The sequence below is a fragment of the Enterobacter sp. DTU_2021_1002640_1_SI_PRY_ASU_LCPMC_013 genome, assembly GCF_032389435.1.
In the GTDB taxonomy this organism is placed as follows: Bacteria; Pseudomonadota; Gammaproteobacteria; order Enterobacterales; family Enterobacteriaceae; genus Enterobacter; species Enterobacter hormaechei_C.
The window spans coordinates 1,799,715-1,815,219 of record NZ_CP135594.1 but is presented as its reverse complement, the minus strand read 5'-3'; the positions used below and the strand labels follow the sequence as shown (position 1 = coordinate 1,815,219).

The 15,505-nt window shown below is 54.5% G+C and carries 14 protein-coding genes and 1 pseudogene; 10 read left to right on the top strand and 5 right to left on the bottom strand.

Going from position 1 to position 15,505, the window contains the following annotated elements; translation table 11 throughout:
• Window positions 1-7: 7 nt before the first annotated feature.
• Window positions 8-649, top strand: a complete 642-nt coding sequence (gene pncA, locus RS584_RS08625) for a bifunctional nicotinamidase/pyrazinamidase (protein WP_193041551.1) — start codon at window positions 8-10, stop codon at window positions 647-649.
• A gap of 215 nt (window positions 650-864) precedes the next feature.
• A complete protein-coding gene (locus RS584_RS08620; protein WP_315749356.1) occupies window positions 865-2,118 on the top strand; it encodes a glycoside hydrolase family 18 protein in 1,254 nt (417 codons plus the stop codon).
• A 50-nt stretch (window positions 2,119-2,168) separates the two neighbouring features.
• Here RS584_RS08620 and RS584_RS08615 read toward each other — a convergent pair whose 3' ends face one another.
• Together RS584_RS08615 and msrB are read right to left on the bottom strand one after the other, a co-directional pair.
• Window positions 2,169-2,441: a YeaC family protein gene (locus tag RS584_RS08615; protein WP_017384688.1), complete on the bottom strand. Its 273-nt coding sequence runs from the start codon at window positions 2,439-2,441 to the stop codon at window positions 2,169-2,171.
• A gap of 41 nt (window positions 2,442-2,482) precedes the next feature.
• Window positions 2,483-2,896 carry a peptide-methionine (R)-S-oxide reductase MsrB gene (gene msrB, locus RS584_RS08610; RefSeq protein ID WP_047727413.1) on the bottom strand — a complete coding sequence of 138 codons (414 nt, stop codon included), beginning with the start codon at window positions 2,894-2,896 and terminating at the stop codon, window positions 2,483-2,485.
• A 341-nt stretch (window positions 2,897-3,237) separates the two neighbouring features.
• Between msrB and gapA the strand changes: the two genes are divergently transcribed.
• Both gapA and RS584_RS08600 read left to right on the top strand, forming a co-directional pair.
• Window positions 3,238-4,233 (top strand): glyceraldehyde-3-phosphate dehydrogenase, encoded by a 996-nt coding sequence (gene gapA, locus RS584_RS08605; protein WP_006809136.1) that lies wholly within the window; start codon window positions 3,238-3,240, stop codon window positions 4,231-4,233.
• Between the two features lie 74 nt (window positions 4,234-4,307).
• Window positions 4,308-5,192 (top strand): D-hexose-6-phosphate mutarotase, encoded by an 885-nt coding sequence (locus tag RS584_RS08600; protein WP_315749354.1) that lies wholly within the window; start codon window positions 4,308-4,310, stop codon window positions 5,190-5,192.
• Between the two features lie 67 nt (window positions 5,193-5,259).
• Here the strand turns inward: RS584_RS08600 and RS584_RS08595 are convergent, their stop codons facing one another.
• Window positions 5,260-6,006 carry a MipA/OmpV family protein gene (locus RS584_RS08595; protein WP_315749352.1) on the bottom strand — a complete coding sequence of 249 codons (747 nt, stop codon included), beginning with the start codon at window positions 6,004-6,006 and terminating at the stop codon, window positions 5,260-5,262.
• Between the two features lie 432 nt (window positions 6,007-6,438).
• Here RS584_RS08595 and yeaG point away from each other — a divergent pair, with 432 nt between their 5' ends.
• The 3 genes from yeaG to RS584_RS08580 all read left to right on the top strand — a co-directional run bounded on the left by yeaG (window position 6,439) and on the right by RS584_RS08580 (window position 10,346).
• Window positions 6,439-8,373, top strand: a complete 1,935-nt coding sequence (gene yeaG, locus RS584_RS08590) for a protein kinase YeaG (RefSeq protein ID WP_006809140.1) — start codon at window positions 6,439-6,441, stop codon at window positions 8,371-8,373.
• 89 nt (window positions 8,374-8,462) lie between these two features.
• A complete protein-coding gene (locus RS584_RS08585; RefSeq protein WP_017384692.1) occupies window positions 8,463-9,746 on the top strand; it encodes a YeaH/YhbH family protein in 1,284 nt (427 codons plus the stop codon).
• A 99-nt stretch (window positions 9,747-9,845) separates the two neighbouring features.
• Window positions 9,846-10,346 (top strand): YbaK/prolyl-tRNA synthetase associated domain-containing protein, encoded by a 501-nt coding sequence (locus RS584_RS08580; protein ID WP_193041549.1) that lies wholly within the window; start codon window positions 9,846-9,848, stop codon window positions 10,344-10,346.
• Window positions 10,347-10,366: 20 nt separating this feature from the next.
• Here the strand turns inward: RS584_RS08580 and yoaI are convergent, their stop codons facing one another.
• Window positions 10,367-10,468 carry a small membrane protein YoaI gene (yoaI, locus tag RS584_RS08575; RefSeq protein WP_017384693.1) on the bottom strand — a complete coding sequence of 34 codons (102 nt, stop codon included), beginning with the start codon at window positions 10,466-10,468 and terminating at the stop codon, window positions 10,367-10,369.
• Window positions 10,469-10,754: 286 nt separating this feature from the next.
• Between yoaI and RS584_RS08570 the strand changes: the two are divergent.
• From RS584_RS08570 to RS584_RS08560, 3 genes and pseudogenes are all read left to right on the top strand, one after another.
• Window positions 10,755-12,086: pseudogene (locus tag RS584_RS08570) on the top strand (glycoside-pentoside-hexuronide (GPH):cation symporter).
• A 15-nt stretch (window positions 12,087-12,101) separates the two neighbouring features.
• Window positions 12,102-14,138, top strand: a complete 2,037-nt coding sequence (locus tag RS584_RS08565) for a glycoside hydrolase family 31 protein (protein WP_315749349.1) — start codon at window positions 12,102-12,104, stop codon at window positions 14,136-14,138.
• Window positions 14,139-14,244: 106 nt separating this feature from the next.
• Window positions 14,245-14,691, top strand: a complete 447-nt coding sequence (locus RS584_RS08560; protein WP_003857881.1) for a DUF441 domain-containing protein — start codon at window positions 14,245-14,247, stop codon at window positions 14,689-14,691.
• Here the strand turns inward: RS584_RS08560 and RS584_RS08555 are convergent.
• Entirely contained in the window at window positions 14,675-15,466 is a 792-nt protein-coding gene (locus RS584_RS08555; RefSeq protein WP_017384695.1) for an AraC family transcriptional regulator, read from the bottom strand. The two genes, RS584_RS08560 and RS584_RS08555, sit on opposite strands and share 17 nt — an antisense overlap.
• Window positions 15,467-15,505 lie beyond the last annotated feature (39 nt).

The following is a 15,505-nucleotide window of genomic DNA, read 5'->3' as shown; positions in this document are numbered from 1 at the left end:
AGGTCCCATGAAGCAACGCGCCCTGTTACTGGTCGATTTGCAAAATGATTTCTGTGCGGGCGGTGCGCTGGCCGTCGCGGAAGGCGACAGCACCGTAGACGTCGCGAATTCGCTGATTGAGTGGTGTAAAGCTCGTGGTGAAGCGGTGGTGGCGAGTCAGGACTGGCATCCGGCAAACCACGGCAGCTTTGCCAGCCAGCACAACGTTGAGCCTTACAGCCAGGGCGAACTGGACGGGCTGGCGCAAACCTTCTGGCCCGATCACTGCGTGCAGCAGACGGAAGGCGCTGAGCTGCATCCGCTGCTGAACCAGAAGGCCATCGACGCGGTGTTCCACAAAGGTGAAAACCCAACCATCGACAGCTACAGCGCGTTCTTTGATAACGGTCATCGTCAGAAGACGGCGCTGGACGCGTGGTTGCGCCACCATGAGATCACCGAGCTGATTGTGCTGGGCCTGGCGACGGATTACTGCGTGAAGTTCACCGTGCTGGATGCGCTCCAGTTGGGCTATACCGTGAATGTCATCACCGACGGCTGTCGCGGGGTGAATATTCAGCCGCAGGACAGCGCCCAGGCGTTTATGGATATGGCCGCAGAAGGCGCAACGCTGTATACGCTGGCTGACTGGATAGAGACGCAGGCGTAAGTTTTTTTAGCCGGGTGGCGGCTTCGCCTTACCCAGCCTGGTTTTGTAGGCCGGGTAAGGCGAAGCCGCCACCCGGCAAACCCCCTCACCGATCTCCCATAAAGTGAACTCCCTCGCATCACAAGCGAAACGGCGATGCTATTCTCTTCAGGCTGTTTTTTCGCCACGCCTTTTCTGTGGCGTGGTTATTTTTATTCAGTCAAAGAGGAAATTATATGAAACGTTTGCCCTTGCTGGCAGCATTACCCTTGCTTTGCGCGTCACTGGCTTCCGCCGCGCCCCTGATGTCCGTGGGCTACTTCAATGGCGGTGGCGATGTTACCGCCGGACCGGGTGGTGATATTAATAAACTCGACGTCCGCCAGATCACCCACCTCAACTACTCGTTTGGTCTGGTCTATAACAACGAGAAAGACGAAACCAACCCCGCGCTGAAAGATCCGGCAAAACTGCATCAAATCTGGTTATCACCTAAGGTGGCATCCGATCTGGCGTTACTTCCTCAGCTTCGTAAACAAAACCCGAACCTGAAAGTCCTGCTTTCCGTTGGCGGCTGGGGCGCGCGTGGTTTTTCTGGCGCAGCGGCAACCAAAGAGAGTCGCGCGGTATTTATTCGCTCCGCGCAGGAGATCGTCAGTAAATACGGCCTGGACGGGATCGACCTGGACTGGGAATATCCGGTCAACGGCGCCTGGGGACTGGTCGAGAGCACCTCTGCCGACCGGGATAATTTCACCGCGCTGTTAAAAGAGATGCGTGACGCGTTTGGTAAGAAAAAGCTGGTCACGATTGCGGTGGGCGCGAATGCGGAAAGTCCGAAAAGCTGGGTGGATGTGAAAGCCATTGCCCCCCTGCTCGATTACATCAACCTGATGACCTACGACATGGCGTACGGTACTCAGTATTTTAACGCGAATCTGTATGACTCCAGCGCCTGGCCAACGGTGGCTGCCGCAGACAAATACAGCGTCGATTTCGTCGTTAATAACTACCTTGCCGCCGGCCTGAAGCCGCAGCAGATGAACCTCGGGATCGGTTTTTACGGTCGAGTACCGAAGCGCGCCGTTGAACCGGGTATCGACTGGAGCAAACCGGACGCACAAAACAATCCGGTCACCCAGCCCTACTTCAGGCCGCAGGAACTGGGCCTGTTCAAATCGCTTGGCTATGATCTGACCAAAGATACCTATGTGAAATACAACGATATCGTCCGCAAGCTGCTGAACGATCCGCAGAAACGCTTTACCGAGCACTGGGACGAACAGGCGAAGGTGCCGTGGCTGTCGGTGAAATCCGCCGACGGGAAGACGCTGTTTGCGATTTCCTATGAGAACCCGCGTTCCGTGGCGATCAAAGCGGATTACATCAAGGAGAAAGGTCTGGCTGGCGCCATGTTCTGGGAGTATGGGGCTGACGACGAAAACCAGCTCGCGAAACAGCTGGCGGAGTCGCTTGGGATCCCGCACTAAGATGTAGTGTGCCGGGTGGCGCTAGCGCTTACCCGGCCTACATGGGAGCTTTATTTGAAGGTCGCAATCGGCTTCGGCGCGATGCCGAACTCTTCTTTCAGCTCGCGCTTGCTTTTCATCACCATCTGACCGTTAGTGTCGATGGTCATGTGCTGGGCGTCGGTATTGTGACGCGCCTGCCACAGCATCACCAGCTGCAAACTGTTCTCTTTTTGCTCAGGTGTGAGCGCCACACCGTCCGGCCATTTTCCCAGCTCAACGGCCGTTACCAGACGCTGATAAACCTCCGGGGTCATACCTGCAATCATGTCATCAATATTCATGATCTCTCCCTTTCAAAGGAATAATTTGCTGAATCGTTTTTTCAACCCTTGGTCTGGTCGCCGTTTTCATCATCGGTAAAGCTCATGGAAGCCGAATTTACGCAGAAACGCTCCCCCGTCGGCTGCGGGCCATCCGGGAAGACATGCCCGAGATGGGCGTCACAGTTCCCGCAACGAATTTCGGTGCGTACCATGCCGTGCGAGGTGTCCGTCAGGTAGCGGATCGCATCATCGCTGACAGGCTCGTAAAAGCTCGGCCAGCCGCAGCCAGAATCGTACTTAGTCTGGGAGTTAAACAGCGGTGCATCACACACCAGGCAGTGGTAAACGCCTTCCCGTTTATTGTGCAGCAAACGCCCGGAAAACGGCGGTTCTGTGCCGTGATTTTGCGTCACGTAATACTGCATCTCTGTAAGGTTTTTTTTCAAATCGTCGGGGTTACGTTGGTTCGACATATGCTTACATCTCGCTGTTGAAACAGACATCTTTTAACCCAGATTCTAACAAAACATTAACACCCGCGCGTGCACTTTTGTTCTAAACTTATGTGTCGCGAAAAGGCGGTCAGGCAATTGTGATCAATTTCACATTTTAATCCTGCGAGGCCTTTAAAATTCCGGGCGCAGCCCCCATGTGGTTGCTAGCTCAAAGGGAAAGTGAGGCGAGTCAGTCGCACAAACGTTAGTCACAGGATTGATTTGTCGCAATGATTGACACGATTCCGCTTGACGCTGCGTAAGGTTTTTGTAATTTTACAGGCAACCTTTTATTCACTAACAAATAGCTGGTGGAATATATGACTATCAAAGTAGGTATCAACGGTTTTGGCCGTATCGGCCGTATTGTTTTCCGTGCTGCTCAGAAACGTTCTGACATCGAAATCGTTGGTATCAACGATCTCCTGGACGCTGAATACATGGCGTACATGCTGAAGTACGACTCAACTCACGGTCGTTTCGACGGCACCGTTGAAGTGAAAGACGGCCACCTGGTTGTTAATGGCAAAACCATCCGCGTTACTGCTGAGAAAGACCCAGCTAACCTGAAATGGAACGAAATCGGTGTTGACGTTGTAGCTGAAGCTACCGGTATCTTCCTGACCGACGAAACTGCACGTAAACACATCACTGCGGGTGCGAAGAAAGTTGTTCTGACTGGTCCTTCCAAAGACAACACCCCAATGTTCGTTCGCGGTGCAAACTTCGAAACTTACGCTGGCCAGGACATCGTTTCCAACGCATCCTGCACCACCAACTGCCTGGCACCGCTGGCTAAAGTTATCAACGACAACTTCGGCATCATCGAAGGTCTGATGACTACCGTTCACGCAACCACCGCTACTCAGAAAACCGTTGATGGCCCGTCTCACAAAGACTGGCGCGGCGGCCGTGGCGCGGCTCAGAACATCATCCCATCTTCTACCGGTGCTGCTAAAGCAGTAGGTAAAGTACTGCCAGAACTGAATGGCAAACTGACTGGTATGGCGTTCCGCGTTCCAACTCCTAACGTATCCGTTGTTGACCTGACCGTTCGTCTGGAAAAAGCTGCTTCTTATGAAGAAATTAAGAAAGCAATCAAAGCTGCTTCCGAAGGCCCAATGAAAGGCGTTCTGGGTTACACCGAAGACGACGTTGTATCTACCGATTTCAACGGCGAAGTGTGCACTTCCGTGTTCGATGCTAAAGCAGGTATCGCACTGAACGACAACTTCGTGAAACTGGTTTCCTGGTACGACAACGAAACTGGCTACTCTAACAAAGTACTGGACCTGATCGCTCACATCTCCAAATAAGTTGAGATGAGTGCTTGATCCTAAAAGGCGACTTCGGTCGCCTTTTTTATTGTTTTTAGACAGAGGATTGCTTAATGATTAATAAAATTTTTGCACTTCCGGTAGTCGAACAACTTACCCCTGTGCTCTCCCGCCGTCAGATCGACGGTGCCGATATCATCGTCGTTGATCATCCGCGCGTTAAAGCCTCCGTAGCGCTCAATGGTGCCCACTTGCTCTCCTGGAAACCAGAAGGTGAAGAAGAAGGCCTGTGGCTGAGCGAGGCCACCTCGTTCAAAAGAGGGGCGGCGATCCGCGGCGGCGTACCGATCTGCTGGCCATGGTTTGGCCCGTCAGCGCAGCAGGGATTACCGTCTCACGGTTTCGCCCGTAACCAGCAGTGGACGCTGAAAGCCCACAACGAAGATGAAAACGGTGCGGTGTTGACCTTTGAACTCCAGGCGAATGATGAAACGCGTGCCCTGTGGCCACACGAGTTCACCCTGTATGCCCGCTTCAAGCTGGGTAAAACCTGCGAGATTGAACTGGAAGCGCACGGCGAGTTCGAAACAACGTCCGCCCTGCACACCTATTTCAACGTAGGCGACATTCAGGCCATTAAGGTGAGCGGACTTGGCGATACCTTTATCGACAAAGTGGATAACGCGAAAGAAGGCAAGCTGGACGACGGCGTGCAGACTTTCCCGGATCGTACCGACCGCGTGTATCTGCACCCGGAAGCCTGTAGCGTCATCCACGACAGCGCGCTGAACCGCGGTATTGATGTGGTTCATCACCACCACAGCAACGTGGTGGGCTGGAACCCGGGCCCTGCCCTTTCCGTCAGCATGGCGGATATTCCGGATGACGGTTACAAGACCTTCGTGTGCGTGGAAACCGCGTGCGTGACCGCGCCGCAGAAAACCAGCGAAGAAAAACCGTCCCGCTTAGGCCAGACGATCAAGATTGTGAAGCGCTAATATTGTTCAGGCATCATAAAAAAACAAACGGGGCGCTAGCGCCCCGTTTTAATGCATCACGTTCTGGTCAGAACTTGTAGGTCACACCCACGGAGAAGATGCCAGACCAGGACTTGTCGACCATCGGGCTGTCTTTCACTTCATCGCTCAGACGAATGTAACGGCCAGTACCGTACACATTCCAGTCACCGAGGAAGTTATACGAAGCGGTGAGTTCCAGGTACGGGTCCCAGCCATCATCCGCGCTGTAGCTCTTCAGACCACTGCGGCGAGACTCCGCTTTAGACACGCCATAGTAGTAGTCGTTGTAATTCTCGCTGCTGTACTGCACACCGATACCCGGCGTCAGCGTCACTGCGCCGTTGGTATAGCGATAAAGCCACGCCAGATCCCAGATAAAGCCGTTGCTGTTGTCCAGGGTATCGCCCGCCAGCGCAGTGCGCAGGAAGCCATACTCGGTATTATGGACATAAGAAAGCCCCGCCATCAGTGAGCTTCTGCGTTTGTCCAGCTGACGAAGCGCATTGCTGTCGCTATCGCCTGGTTTAAAGTGCGTTGGATCGTAATAGGCCATGATGGAGAGCTTATCGGCCGTATCGTTCCACAGATAGTAGCCACCGCCCAACCCACGGAACCAGAAGTTATCGCCTTCATAGGTGACAACGGGGACAGGATAAACGTCGCGGTCATACTGCTTGTACGGGCTGTTAATCACGCCAGCACCCGCGCCAACAGTCCACTGGCTCTTAGCCTGTACGGTGCTCGCTGCGGTAGCGGCAAGGATGCCCAATGCCAGAAGTTTGAGTTTGGTCACAATCCATTCTTTCCTGTAGTCAAATAATCAGCGGGTGAAGTGTAACCGCCATTCCCGTACATCCCAAAATTTTTTGCGCGCTAATCCGTTTGATTAACCCGTTATTTTTCATTTTTCAGATGACATCCCACTTTCATTTATGTGACCGATAAATGAAAAACCCACTTTTCGCTTATAACCGCAGTGGAAATTTTTGGATGAGTTATTGATATGTCATTGAAAGTAGATTTTATCCGTATGCAAGTTTTGCAATTGCCATCTACGCTTTAATTTAAGAAGAGATTTTGCTGAACACCCTGCGGTTCATAGCCTTCGACCTGGCACACAGGTTGCTGCTCTGGCAGTGAGGTGCGAAAAATTCTCTTCCGGGAGCCTCCACTACTCATACGAACGGCTCTTATCCTGTGCTAAAAAACGAAAGGACGGCATGCCATGAATATATTCGATCACTATCGCCAGCGCTACGAAGCTGCCAAGGACGAAGAGTTCACACTGCAGGAGTTTCTTACCATTTGTCGGCAAGATCGCAGTGCCTATGCCAATGCGGCAGAACGGCTATTGATGGCTATTGGTGAGCCAAACATGGTTGATACTGCCCTGGAGCCACGGCTTTCCCGTCTATTTTCGAATCGGGTGGTCGCCCGATACCCGGCGTTTGAAGAGTTCTATGGCATGGAAGACGCCATTGAGCAGATCGTCTCCTACCTGAAGCATGCCGCTCAGGGGCTGGAAGAGAAGAAACAGATCCTTTATCTGCTGGGTCCTGTCGGTGGGGGTAAATCCTCCCTGGCTGAACGGCTGAAAGCGCTGATGCAGCGCGTGCCGATCTATGTGCTGAGCGCCAACGGCGAACGCAGCCCGGTCAATGACCATCCACTGTGCCTGTTTAATCCGCAAGAGGATGCGCAAATTCTGGAAAAAGAGTTTGGCATTCCGCATCGCTATCTCGGTACGATCATGTCGCCGTGGGCGGCAAAACGTCTGCACGAGTTTGGCGGGGACATCACCAAATTCCGCGTCGTGAAAGTGTGGCCGTCTATCCTCGAGCAGATCGCCATCGCTAAAACTGAACCCGGTGACGAGAACAACCAGGATATCTCGGCGCTGGTGGGTAAAGTCGATATCCGTAAGCTGGAGCATCACGCGCAAAACGACCCGGATGCCTACGGCTATTCCGGTGCGCTGTGCCGCGCCAACCAGGGGATTATGGAATTTGTCGAGATGTTTAAAGCACCAATCAAAGTGCTGCATCCGCTGCTGACCGCCACCCAGGAGGGGAACTACAACGGGACGGAAGGCATTTCCGCCCTGCCGTTTAACGGGATTATCCTTGCCCACTCTAACGAATCTGAATGGGTGACCTTCCGTAACAACAAAAACAATGAGGCGTTCCTTGACCGTGTGTACATCGTCAAAGTGCCTTATTGCCTGCGAATCTCCGAGGAGATCAAGATTTACGAAAAACTGCTCAACCACAGTGAGCTGGTCCATGCCCCTTGCGCACCGGGAACGCTGGAAACACTGTCGCGCTTCTCGATCCTGTCGCGCCTGAAAGAGCCGGAAAACTCCAGCATCTACTCAAAAATGCGCGTGTATGACGGCGAAAGCCTGAAGGATACCGACCCGAAAGCGAAATCGTACCAGGAATACCGCGATTACGCCGGGGTCGACGAAGGGATGAACGGTTTGTCGACGCGTTTCGCGTTTAAGATCCTCTCCCGCGTCTTTAACTTCGACCACGCGGAGGTGGCCGCCAACCCGGTACATCTGTTCTACGTGCTGGAACAGCAAATTGAACGTGAACAGTTCCCACAGGAGCAGGCTGAACGCTACCTGGAGTTCCTGAAAGGCTACCTGATCCCGAAATACGCCGAGTTTATCGGCAAAGAGATCCAGACCGCCTACCTGGAATCCTATTCCGAATACGGCCAGAACATCTTCGACCGGTACGTCACCTACGCTGACTTCTGGATCCAGGATCAGGAGTATCGCGACCCGGATACCGGCCAGCTGTTTGACCGTGAATCCCTGAACGCGGAACTTGAAAAAATCGAGAAACCAGCCGGGATCAGCAACCCGAAAGACTTCCGAAACGAGATTGTGAACTTCGTGCTGCGCGCCAGAGCGCATAACAACGGCCGCAATCCGAACTGGACCAGCTACGAAAAACTGCGCACGGTTATAGAGAAGAAAATGTTCTCTAACACGGAAGAGCTGTTGCCGGTCATCTCGTTCAACGCCAAAACCTCAACCGACGAGCAGAAAAAGCACGACGATTTTGTCGACCGTATGATGGAGAAAGGCTATACCCGCAAACAGGTCCGCCTGCTCTGTGAATGGTATCTGCGCGTGCGTAAATCGTCTTAAAACAAGTGCCCGGTAACGCGCTTACCGGGCCAACAAAATGTCCGGTACTTACGGACGCTGCAAGTTGGCAAATGCAGTACGGGGGATATATGACCTGGTTTATTGACCGGCGTCTTAACGGCAAAAACAAGAGCACGGTGAATCGCCAGCGCTTCTTGCGCCGTTATAAAGCGCAAATTAAACAGTCGATCTCCGAGGCCATCAACAAACGCTCGGTGACCGACGTCGACAGCGGCGAATCCGTCTCCATCCCTAACGATGACATCAGCGAACCGATGTTTCATCAGGGGCGTGGCGGCCTTCGCCATCGCGTGCACCCAGGTAATGACCACTTCGTCCAGAATGACAGAATCGAGCGGCCCCAAGGCGGAGGCGGCGGTTCTGGCAGCGGTCAGGGGCAGGCCAGCCAGGACGGTGAAGGCCAGGACGAGTTCGTCTTCCAGATTTCAAAAGACGAATATCTCGACCTGCTGTTTGAGGATCTGGCCCTGCCGAATCTGAGAAAGAATCAGCACCGTCAGCTCAACGAATACAAAACCCATCGCGCGGGTTATACCGCAAACGGGGTACCCGCCAACATCAGCGTGGTGCGTTCACTGCAAAACTCACTGGCGCGACGCACGGCGATGACGGCAGGCAAACGGCGCGAACTGCGCGAGCTGGAAACCAGCCTGAAAGTGGTGGAAAACACGGAACCCGCGCAACTGCTGGAAGAGGAGCGCCTGCGAAAAGAGATCGCCGAACTGCGGGCGAAGATCGACCGGGTGCCGTTTATCGACACGTTCGACCTGCGCTACAAGAACTACGAAAAACGGCCGGAGCCTTCCAGTCAGGCGGTGATGTTCTGCCTGATGGACGTATCAGGTTCAATGGATCAGGCCACCAAGGATATGGCTAAGCGTTTTTATATTCTGCTCTATCTGTTCCTGAGCAGAACGTATAAGAACGTGGAGGTGGTCTACATCCGCCATCACACTCAGGCGAAAGAGGTGGATGAACATGAGTTCTTCTACTCGCAGGAGACCGGCGGCACCATCGTGTCGAGCGCCCTGAAGCTGATGGACGAGGTGGTGAAGGAGCGCTACGATCCGGCGCAGTGGAATATCTACGCCGCGCAGGCATCGGATGGCGATAACTGGGCGGATGACTCGCCGCTGTGTCATGAAATTCTGGCGAAGAAGATCCTGCCGGTGGTGCGTTACTACAGCTACATTGAAATTACCCGTCGCGCCCACCAGACGCTGTGGCGTGAGTATGAGCATCTGCAAGCGATGTTCGATAACTTTGCGATGCAGCACATTCGTGACCAGGATGACATCTACCCGGTCTTCCGGGAACTGTTCCAGAAACAGTCGTCCACCAGCAACGCATGACCCAACAGCCAGCGCACCCGCTGGCTGTTTTCTTTCAGCCCTCTCCGTCCCGTGCTAATGTAGCAAGCTACGTATTGGCAAATCACAGGTGAAATCGTTATGTCTGATGACGTGATCGGGACGACGCCCCATCAGCGGCTAATCAGCTTATTAACCGAGCAGGAGGCGCGCTTTCGCATGGTGGCGCATGAGGCCGTTGGGAAATGCGAAGCGGTCAGTGAAATTCGCGGAACCGATCTGCGACAGGGTGCAAAAGCACTGGTCTGCAAGGTAAAAGGCAACGGTGTTAAGAAACATATTCTGGCAATCCTCGCCGCCGATCGGCAGGCCGATCTGAGCCTGCTGGCCAGTCATTTCGGTGGGCTAAAGGCCTCGCTCGCCAGTCCGGCAGAAGTGGATGCGCTTACCGGCTGCGTTTTCGGCGCCATTCCCCCCTTCAGCTTTCATCCGGATCTGACGCTGGTCGCCGATCCGCTGCTGTTTGAGCGCTTCGACGAGATCGCCTTTAACGCCGGCCTGCTGGAAAAGTCGGTGATTATGGACACCCAGGACTATCTGCGTATCGCCCGTCCTGAACTGGTGACGTTCCGTAAACAATAAATACAGCGGCTGGCTAACGGTCAGCCGTTTTCCAGCAGCAGCACGGAAGCAATCAAAATAATCGCGATAATAAAAAACGATGAGGAGATAATCAGCGTTTCGACAAACATAGGATCGTTCATGATGCCCTCTGCTTTGCCCATTTGCCTCTTTTTTACCCCTGCACAATGACAGTTAAATGACAATGACGCGTCCGTGAAATGACTATTTTTTCGCTGAAACGATTCGCTGTTACCTATCCTCCACCGTATAAAGTCACTGTTTAAATACTTTATTTGTTACCGGTATCACGAAAAGAAATTTACGTAACCCCGATGCCAGATCTCGCAATTGTTAACCTTTTCATCATGGTTAACCTTGTTTACGGAGCACCTCAAAAATAAACCTTACACTGGCAAGGTGAATACAATGACCGAAATAATTACCCGTAAAGAAAAGATCAGTTATGGGTTAGGCGATATGGCGAGCCATATTGGGCTGGATAACGTCATTATTTTTCTGACGTTTTACTATACGGACGTGGTGGGGCTACCTGCCGCATTCGTGGGCACCATGTTTCTTCTGGCGAGAACCGCCGATGCCGTCATAGACCCGGCGATGGGCTATATCGCAGACAGGACGCGCACGCGCTGGGGCAAATTCCGCCCCTGGATGCTGTGGCTGGCGCTGCCCTTTGGCGCAAGTTGTCTGCTGACCTACGCCGTGCCGGCATCGCTCGATCTGCACGGTAAAATGATTTTCGCCACCGTCAGCTATACCCTGATGATGCTGATGTATACCGCAATCAATATTCCCTATTGCTCCATGGGCGCGGTGATCACGCCCGACAACGATGCGCGAATTTCCCTCCAGTCCTATCGCTTTTTCCTGGCCACGCTGGGTGGCGCGCTGTCGACATTCTTTATGATGCCGCTGGCAGAGTTTTTAGGCGGCGATGATAAATTACTGGGCTACCGCTGGGCGATGGCCATTATGGCGACCATCGCGGTCATCATGTTCTGGATCTGCTTCGCCAATACGCGTGAACGAATTAAGGCTCCCGCTACCCACAATAATTATCTTGCGGAACTGCGGGATTTATTACGAAACGACCAATGGCGGGTTGTCGCCGTCCTGGTAATAACCAACATTGGTTTTGGCGTTATTCGCCTTGGCGCAATGATGTATTTCGTCACTTATTATCTCGGTAGCGCAAGCTATTTTATGTAGATGCTCGGGGCGCATATTCTCGGGAAAGCCGCAGGCAGTGCGCTGGCCAAACGTCTGACGCAGAACGTCAGCAAAGTACAGATGTTTGGATATTGTTCCGTACTGGCGGGGGTACTCAGCATCGCCCTGTTCTTTGCGCCTAAGTCAGTGCTTATTCTGGTGCCCATGACGTTTATCGTCTCCACCCTTTACCAGGCCACCACCACGCTGATGTGGGTAATGATGGCGGACGTCGCCGATTACGGCGAATGGAAACAGGGCAAACGCATGGACGGCGTGATCTTCTCCACCTTCCTCGCCGTACTCAAGCTGGGAATGGCGATCAGCGGCGCGATTGTTGGCTGGACGCTGGGCTTAAGCGGCTATGTCGCCAACGCCCCGGAACAGACCACCACGGCCATGTACTGCATCATCGCCCTCTTCACCGTCGTGCCTGGCGTCTTGTCACTCTGCGCGTTTGCCACGCTGCGCTGGTACAAGCTCGACGACAGCACAATGCAATCCATCCATCTTGCCAAACACCCTGTTTAGAAGGACGCGTTTTCCATGAGTGAGCTGATCCAACATTCCAACAGTATCGAATGGCGTTTTGAACGCCAGATCCTGCGTATTGAACCGTGGGGTGAAAACAGCCTGCGCGTCAGGGCCACCTGCTCCCCGGCTTTTGATGACGCCTTACAGGCACTGTTGCCCGCCGCCCCTTGCCAGGCTGAGATTGTCGCCGAAGCGGAAAGCCTGACGCTGCGCAACGGCAATATTACCGCGACGCTGAACCTTAAAGGTCAGCTGGCCTTCTACAATCAGCGCGGCGAACTGCTGCTGGAAGAGATGTGGCGCCAGCGTTCAACGGTGGGTATCGGTGCCAGCGAGAAGAGCCAGGATAAATATGTCAGCGCCCTGAAGCTGGATGGCCGCGAATTTAAGCCGCTAATGGGGGGCAAATATCAGCTCACCGTCCGGTTTGAATCGCGTCCGGATGAACGCATCTATGGCATGGGTCAGTATCAACAGCCGTGGCTGGATCTGAAAGGCTGTACGCTGGAACTGGCGCAGCGCAACTCCCAGGCCAGCGTGCCCTTTATGCAGTCCAGCCTTGGCTATGGCCTGCTGTGGAACAACCCGGCGATTGGTGAAGCCAGCTTTGCAAAAAATCAGACGGAATGGCGCGCCCGCGTCACAGGAGAAATGGACTACTGGATCACCGCCGCCGACACGGTGGCGGATATCACCCGCCAGTATGTGAAAGCCACCGGTACTCCGCCCCCCGCCCCGGCGTTTATCAGCGGGCTGTGGCAGTGCAAATTACGATACCGCACCCAGCAGGAGGTGCTGGAGGTTGCGCGGGAGTATCGCCGCCGTAATCTGCCGCTGTCGGTGATGGTCATTGACTTCTTCCACTGGCCGAATCAGGGCACCTGGTGCTTCGACCCCGTAGACTGGCCCGATCCTGAAGGGATGGTCGACGAGCTGCGCGAAATGGGTATTGCGCTGATGGTGTCGGTGTGGCCAACGGTAGAGGCGCGCAGCCCTCTCTACCCGCTGATGAAAGCCAAAGGCTGGCTGGTCAGCAGTGAACGTGGCGTGCAGGTCAACCTCGATTTTATGGGCAATACCACCTTCTTTGATGCGACCCATCCTGAGGCGCGGAAATTCGTCTGGGATACGGTGAAGAAAAATTACTACGACATGGGCATTAAGCTGTTCTGGCTGGACGAAGCGGAGCCGGAATACCGCGCCTATGATTTTGACAACTATCGCTACCACGCCGGTCCGGTGCTGGAAGTGGGCAATCGCTACCCGCGTGACTTTGCGCAGTGCTTTTACGATGGGCTCCAGGCAAATGGTGAAACCGACATTGTTAACCTGGTACGCTGCGCCTGGGCAGGCAGCCAGCGCTTCGGCGTGCTGGCGTGGTCGGGTGATGTCCACTCCTCGTTCCATGCTTTTCGCAATCAACTCGCCGCGGGACTGAATATGGGGCTGGCGGGGATCCCATGGTGGACAACCGATATCGGTGGCTTCCAGGGAGGGAACGTTAACGACCCGGCGTTCCACGAATTGCTGATCCGTTGGTTCCAGTGGGCGGTGTTTACACCGGTTCTGCGCATGCACGGCTATCGCGTACCGCAGATCCAGCCCCCGGAGCGCTACCGTGACGGCATTCCTCAGTGTAACAGCGGTTCGCCTAATGAGCTGTGGAGTTACGGAGAAGAGAATTACGCCATCATGCAGCACTGGCTTACCGTGCGCGAAACCCTGCGCCCGTATATTGACGCGTTGTACCAGCAGGCTCATCTGCACGGAGACCCTCTCATGCGTCCGCTGTTCTGGCACTATCCGCAGGATAAGCAGAGCTGGACGTGTGAAGATCAGTATCTGTTTGGCGAAGATCTTCTGGTGGCGCCGGTTATGCAGGCCGGTCAGCGTGAGCGCGATGTCTGGCTGCCGACGGGCAATAGCTGGATCGCTCTCAACGGTGAGCGCTACGCCGGTGGGGAGCATATCCGGGTGCCTGCGGCGCTGGAAACCATCCCGGTGTTTATCCGCGAAGGAAGTCCACTTATCCAGCAGCTGGTGGACTGACGTCAGGCAAGTGCCCAAAAATAGACAATTTTTTCAGTAAAGCCTGCCTGCCGTCGCGTTTGCGCGTAAAGTAAGCAGGCTTACTATTTTTGGCAAGGATCCCGTCATGTTCGACCCTACTCTGCTCATACTTCTGGCCCTGGCTGCTCTGGGTTTTGTCAGCCACAACACCACCGTCGCGATTTCTATTCTGGTCCTGATCATTGTTCGCGTCACACCGTTGAATACCTTCTTCCCGTGGATAGAAAAACAGGGGCTTACCATCGGGATCATTATTTTGACCATCGGCGTGATGGCCCCGATTGCCAGCGGAACGCTACCGGCCTCAACGCTGCTGCACTCCTTTGTAAACTGGAAATCGCTGGTGGCGATTGCGGTGGGCGTTTTTGTTTCGTGGCTTGGCGGGCGCGGCGTGACGCTGATGAGCAGCCAGCCTTCGCTGGTGGCCGGGCTACTGGTGGGCACCGTGTTAGGCGTGGCGCTGTTTCGTGGCGTGCCGGTTGGCCCGCTGATTGCTGCCGGTCTGGTTTCGCTGTTTATCGGGAAGTCGTAGTCAGGCTGGCGATATAGCGGGCGGGCGTCTGTCCCAGTCCTTTCTTAAACATGGTGATGAAGGCGGTGGTGGAGTCATACCCCAGCGCCTGCGCCGCCTGCTGAACCGACTTTCCGCCGATCAAAAACTGCAATGCGACAATCAGCTGGAGCTGGTGCCGCCAGCGGCGAAAGCTCAAGCCAGTCTCTTTCACCACCAGCCGCGCCAGATTGCGTTCGCTCATGGCAAAGTGGCTGGCCCACTGCGCCAGCGTCTGCCAGGCGGCAGGTTCGTTTGCCATGGTCTCACTCATCAGGCGAATTTTTGGATGCGGAGATACCGGCAGCTGTAGATGCTCCTGCGGTTGCAGGGGCAGTTCATCAAACAGGACGTCAACCAGCCTTCCGGTAGCGGGAAGAGGCAGTTCCTCCCGTGACCTGTCCGCAAGCGCCAGCACCAGCTCCCGCACCAGAGGCGATATTTTCAGCGTACAGGTACGCGTCGGTAATTCGAGCGCACCGGGTTCAATAAACAGCAGACAGAGCTGCGCGCCGGGCGTCGCCTTGTTGCTGTGCGGCGTTTGTCCTGGGATCCACACCGCATACTGGGGCGGCACCATCAGCATCGCGTTCTCCACTTCACAGGTGATCGCGCCACCCAGCGCCATAATCAGCTGCCCTTTGCGGTGCTGATGCAGCGGAATATATTGTTCCTGTGCCACCACGCGGATGCGAAAGGCCACCGCCGCGTCGTGCTGGCTATCGGGATCGTAGCCGTCGAGCCCCAGTCCGTACATAAAGTTGTCCGATATTAGCGATAAACTGTCATTTTAGCC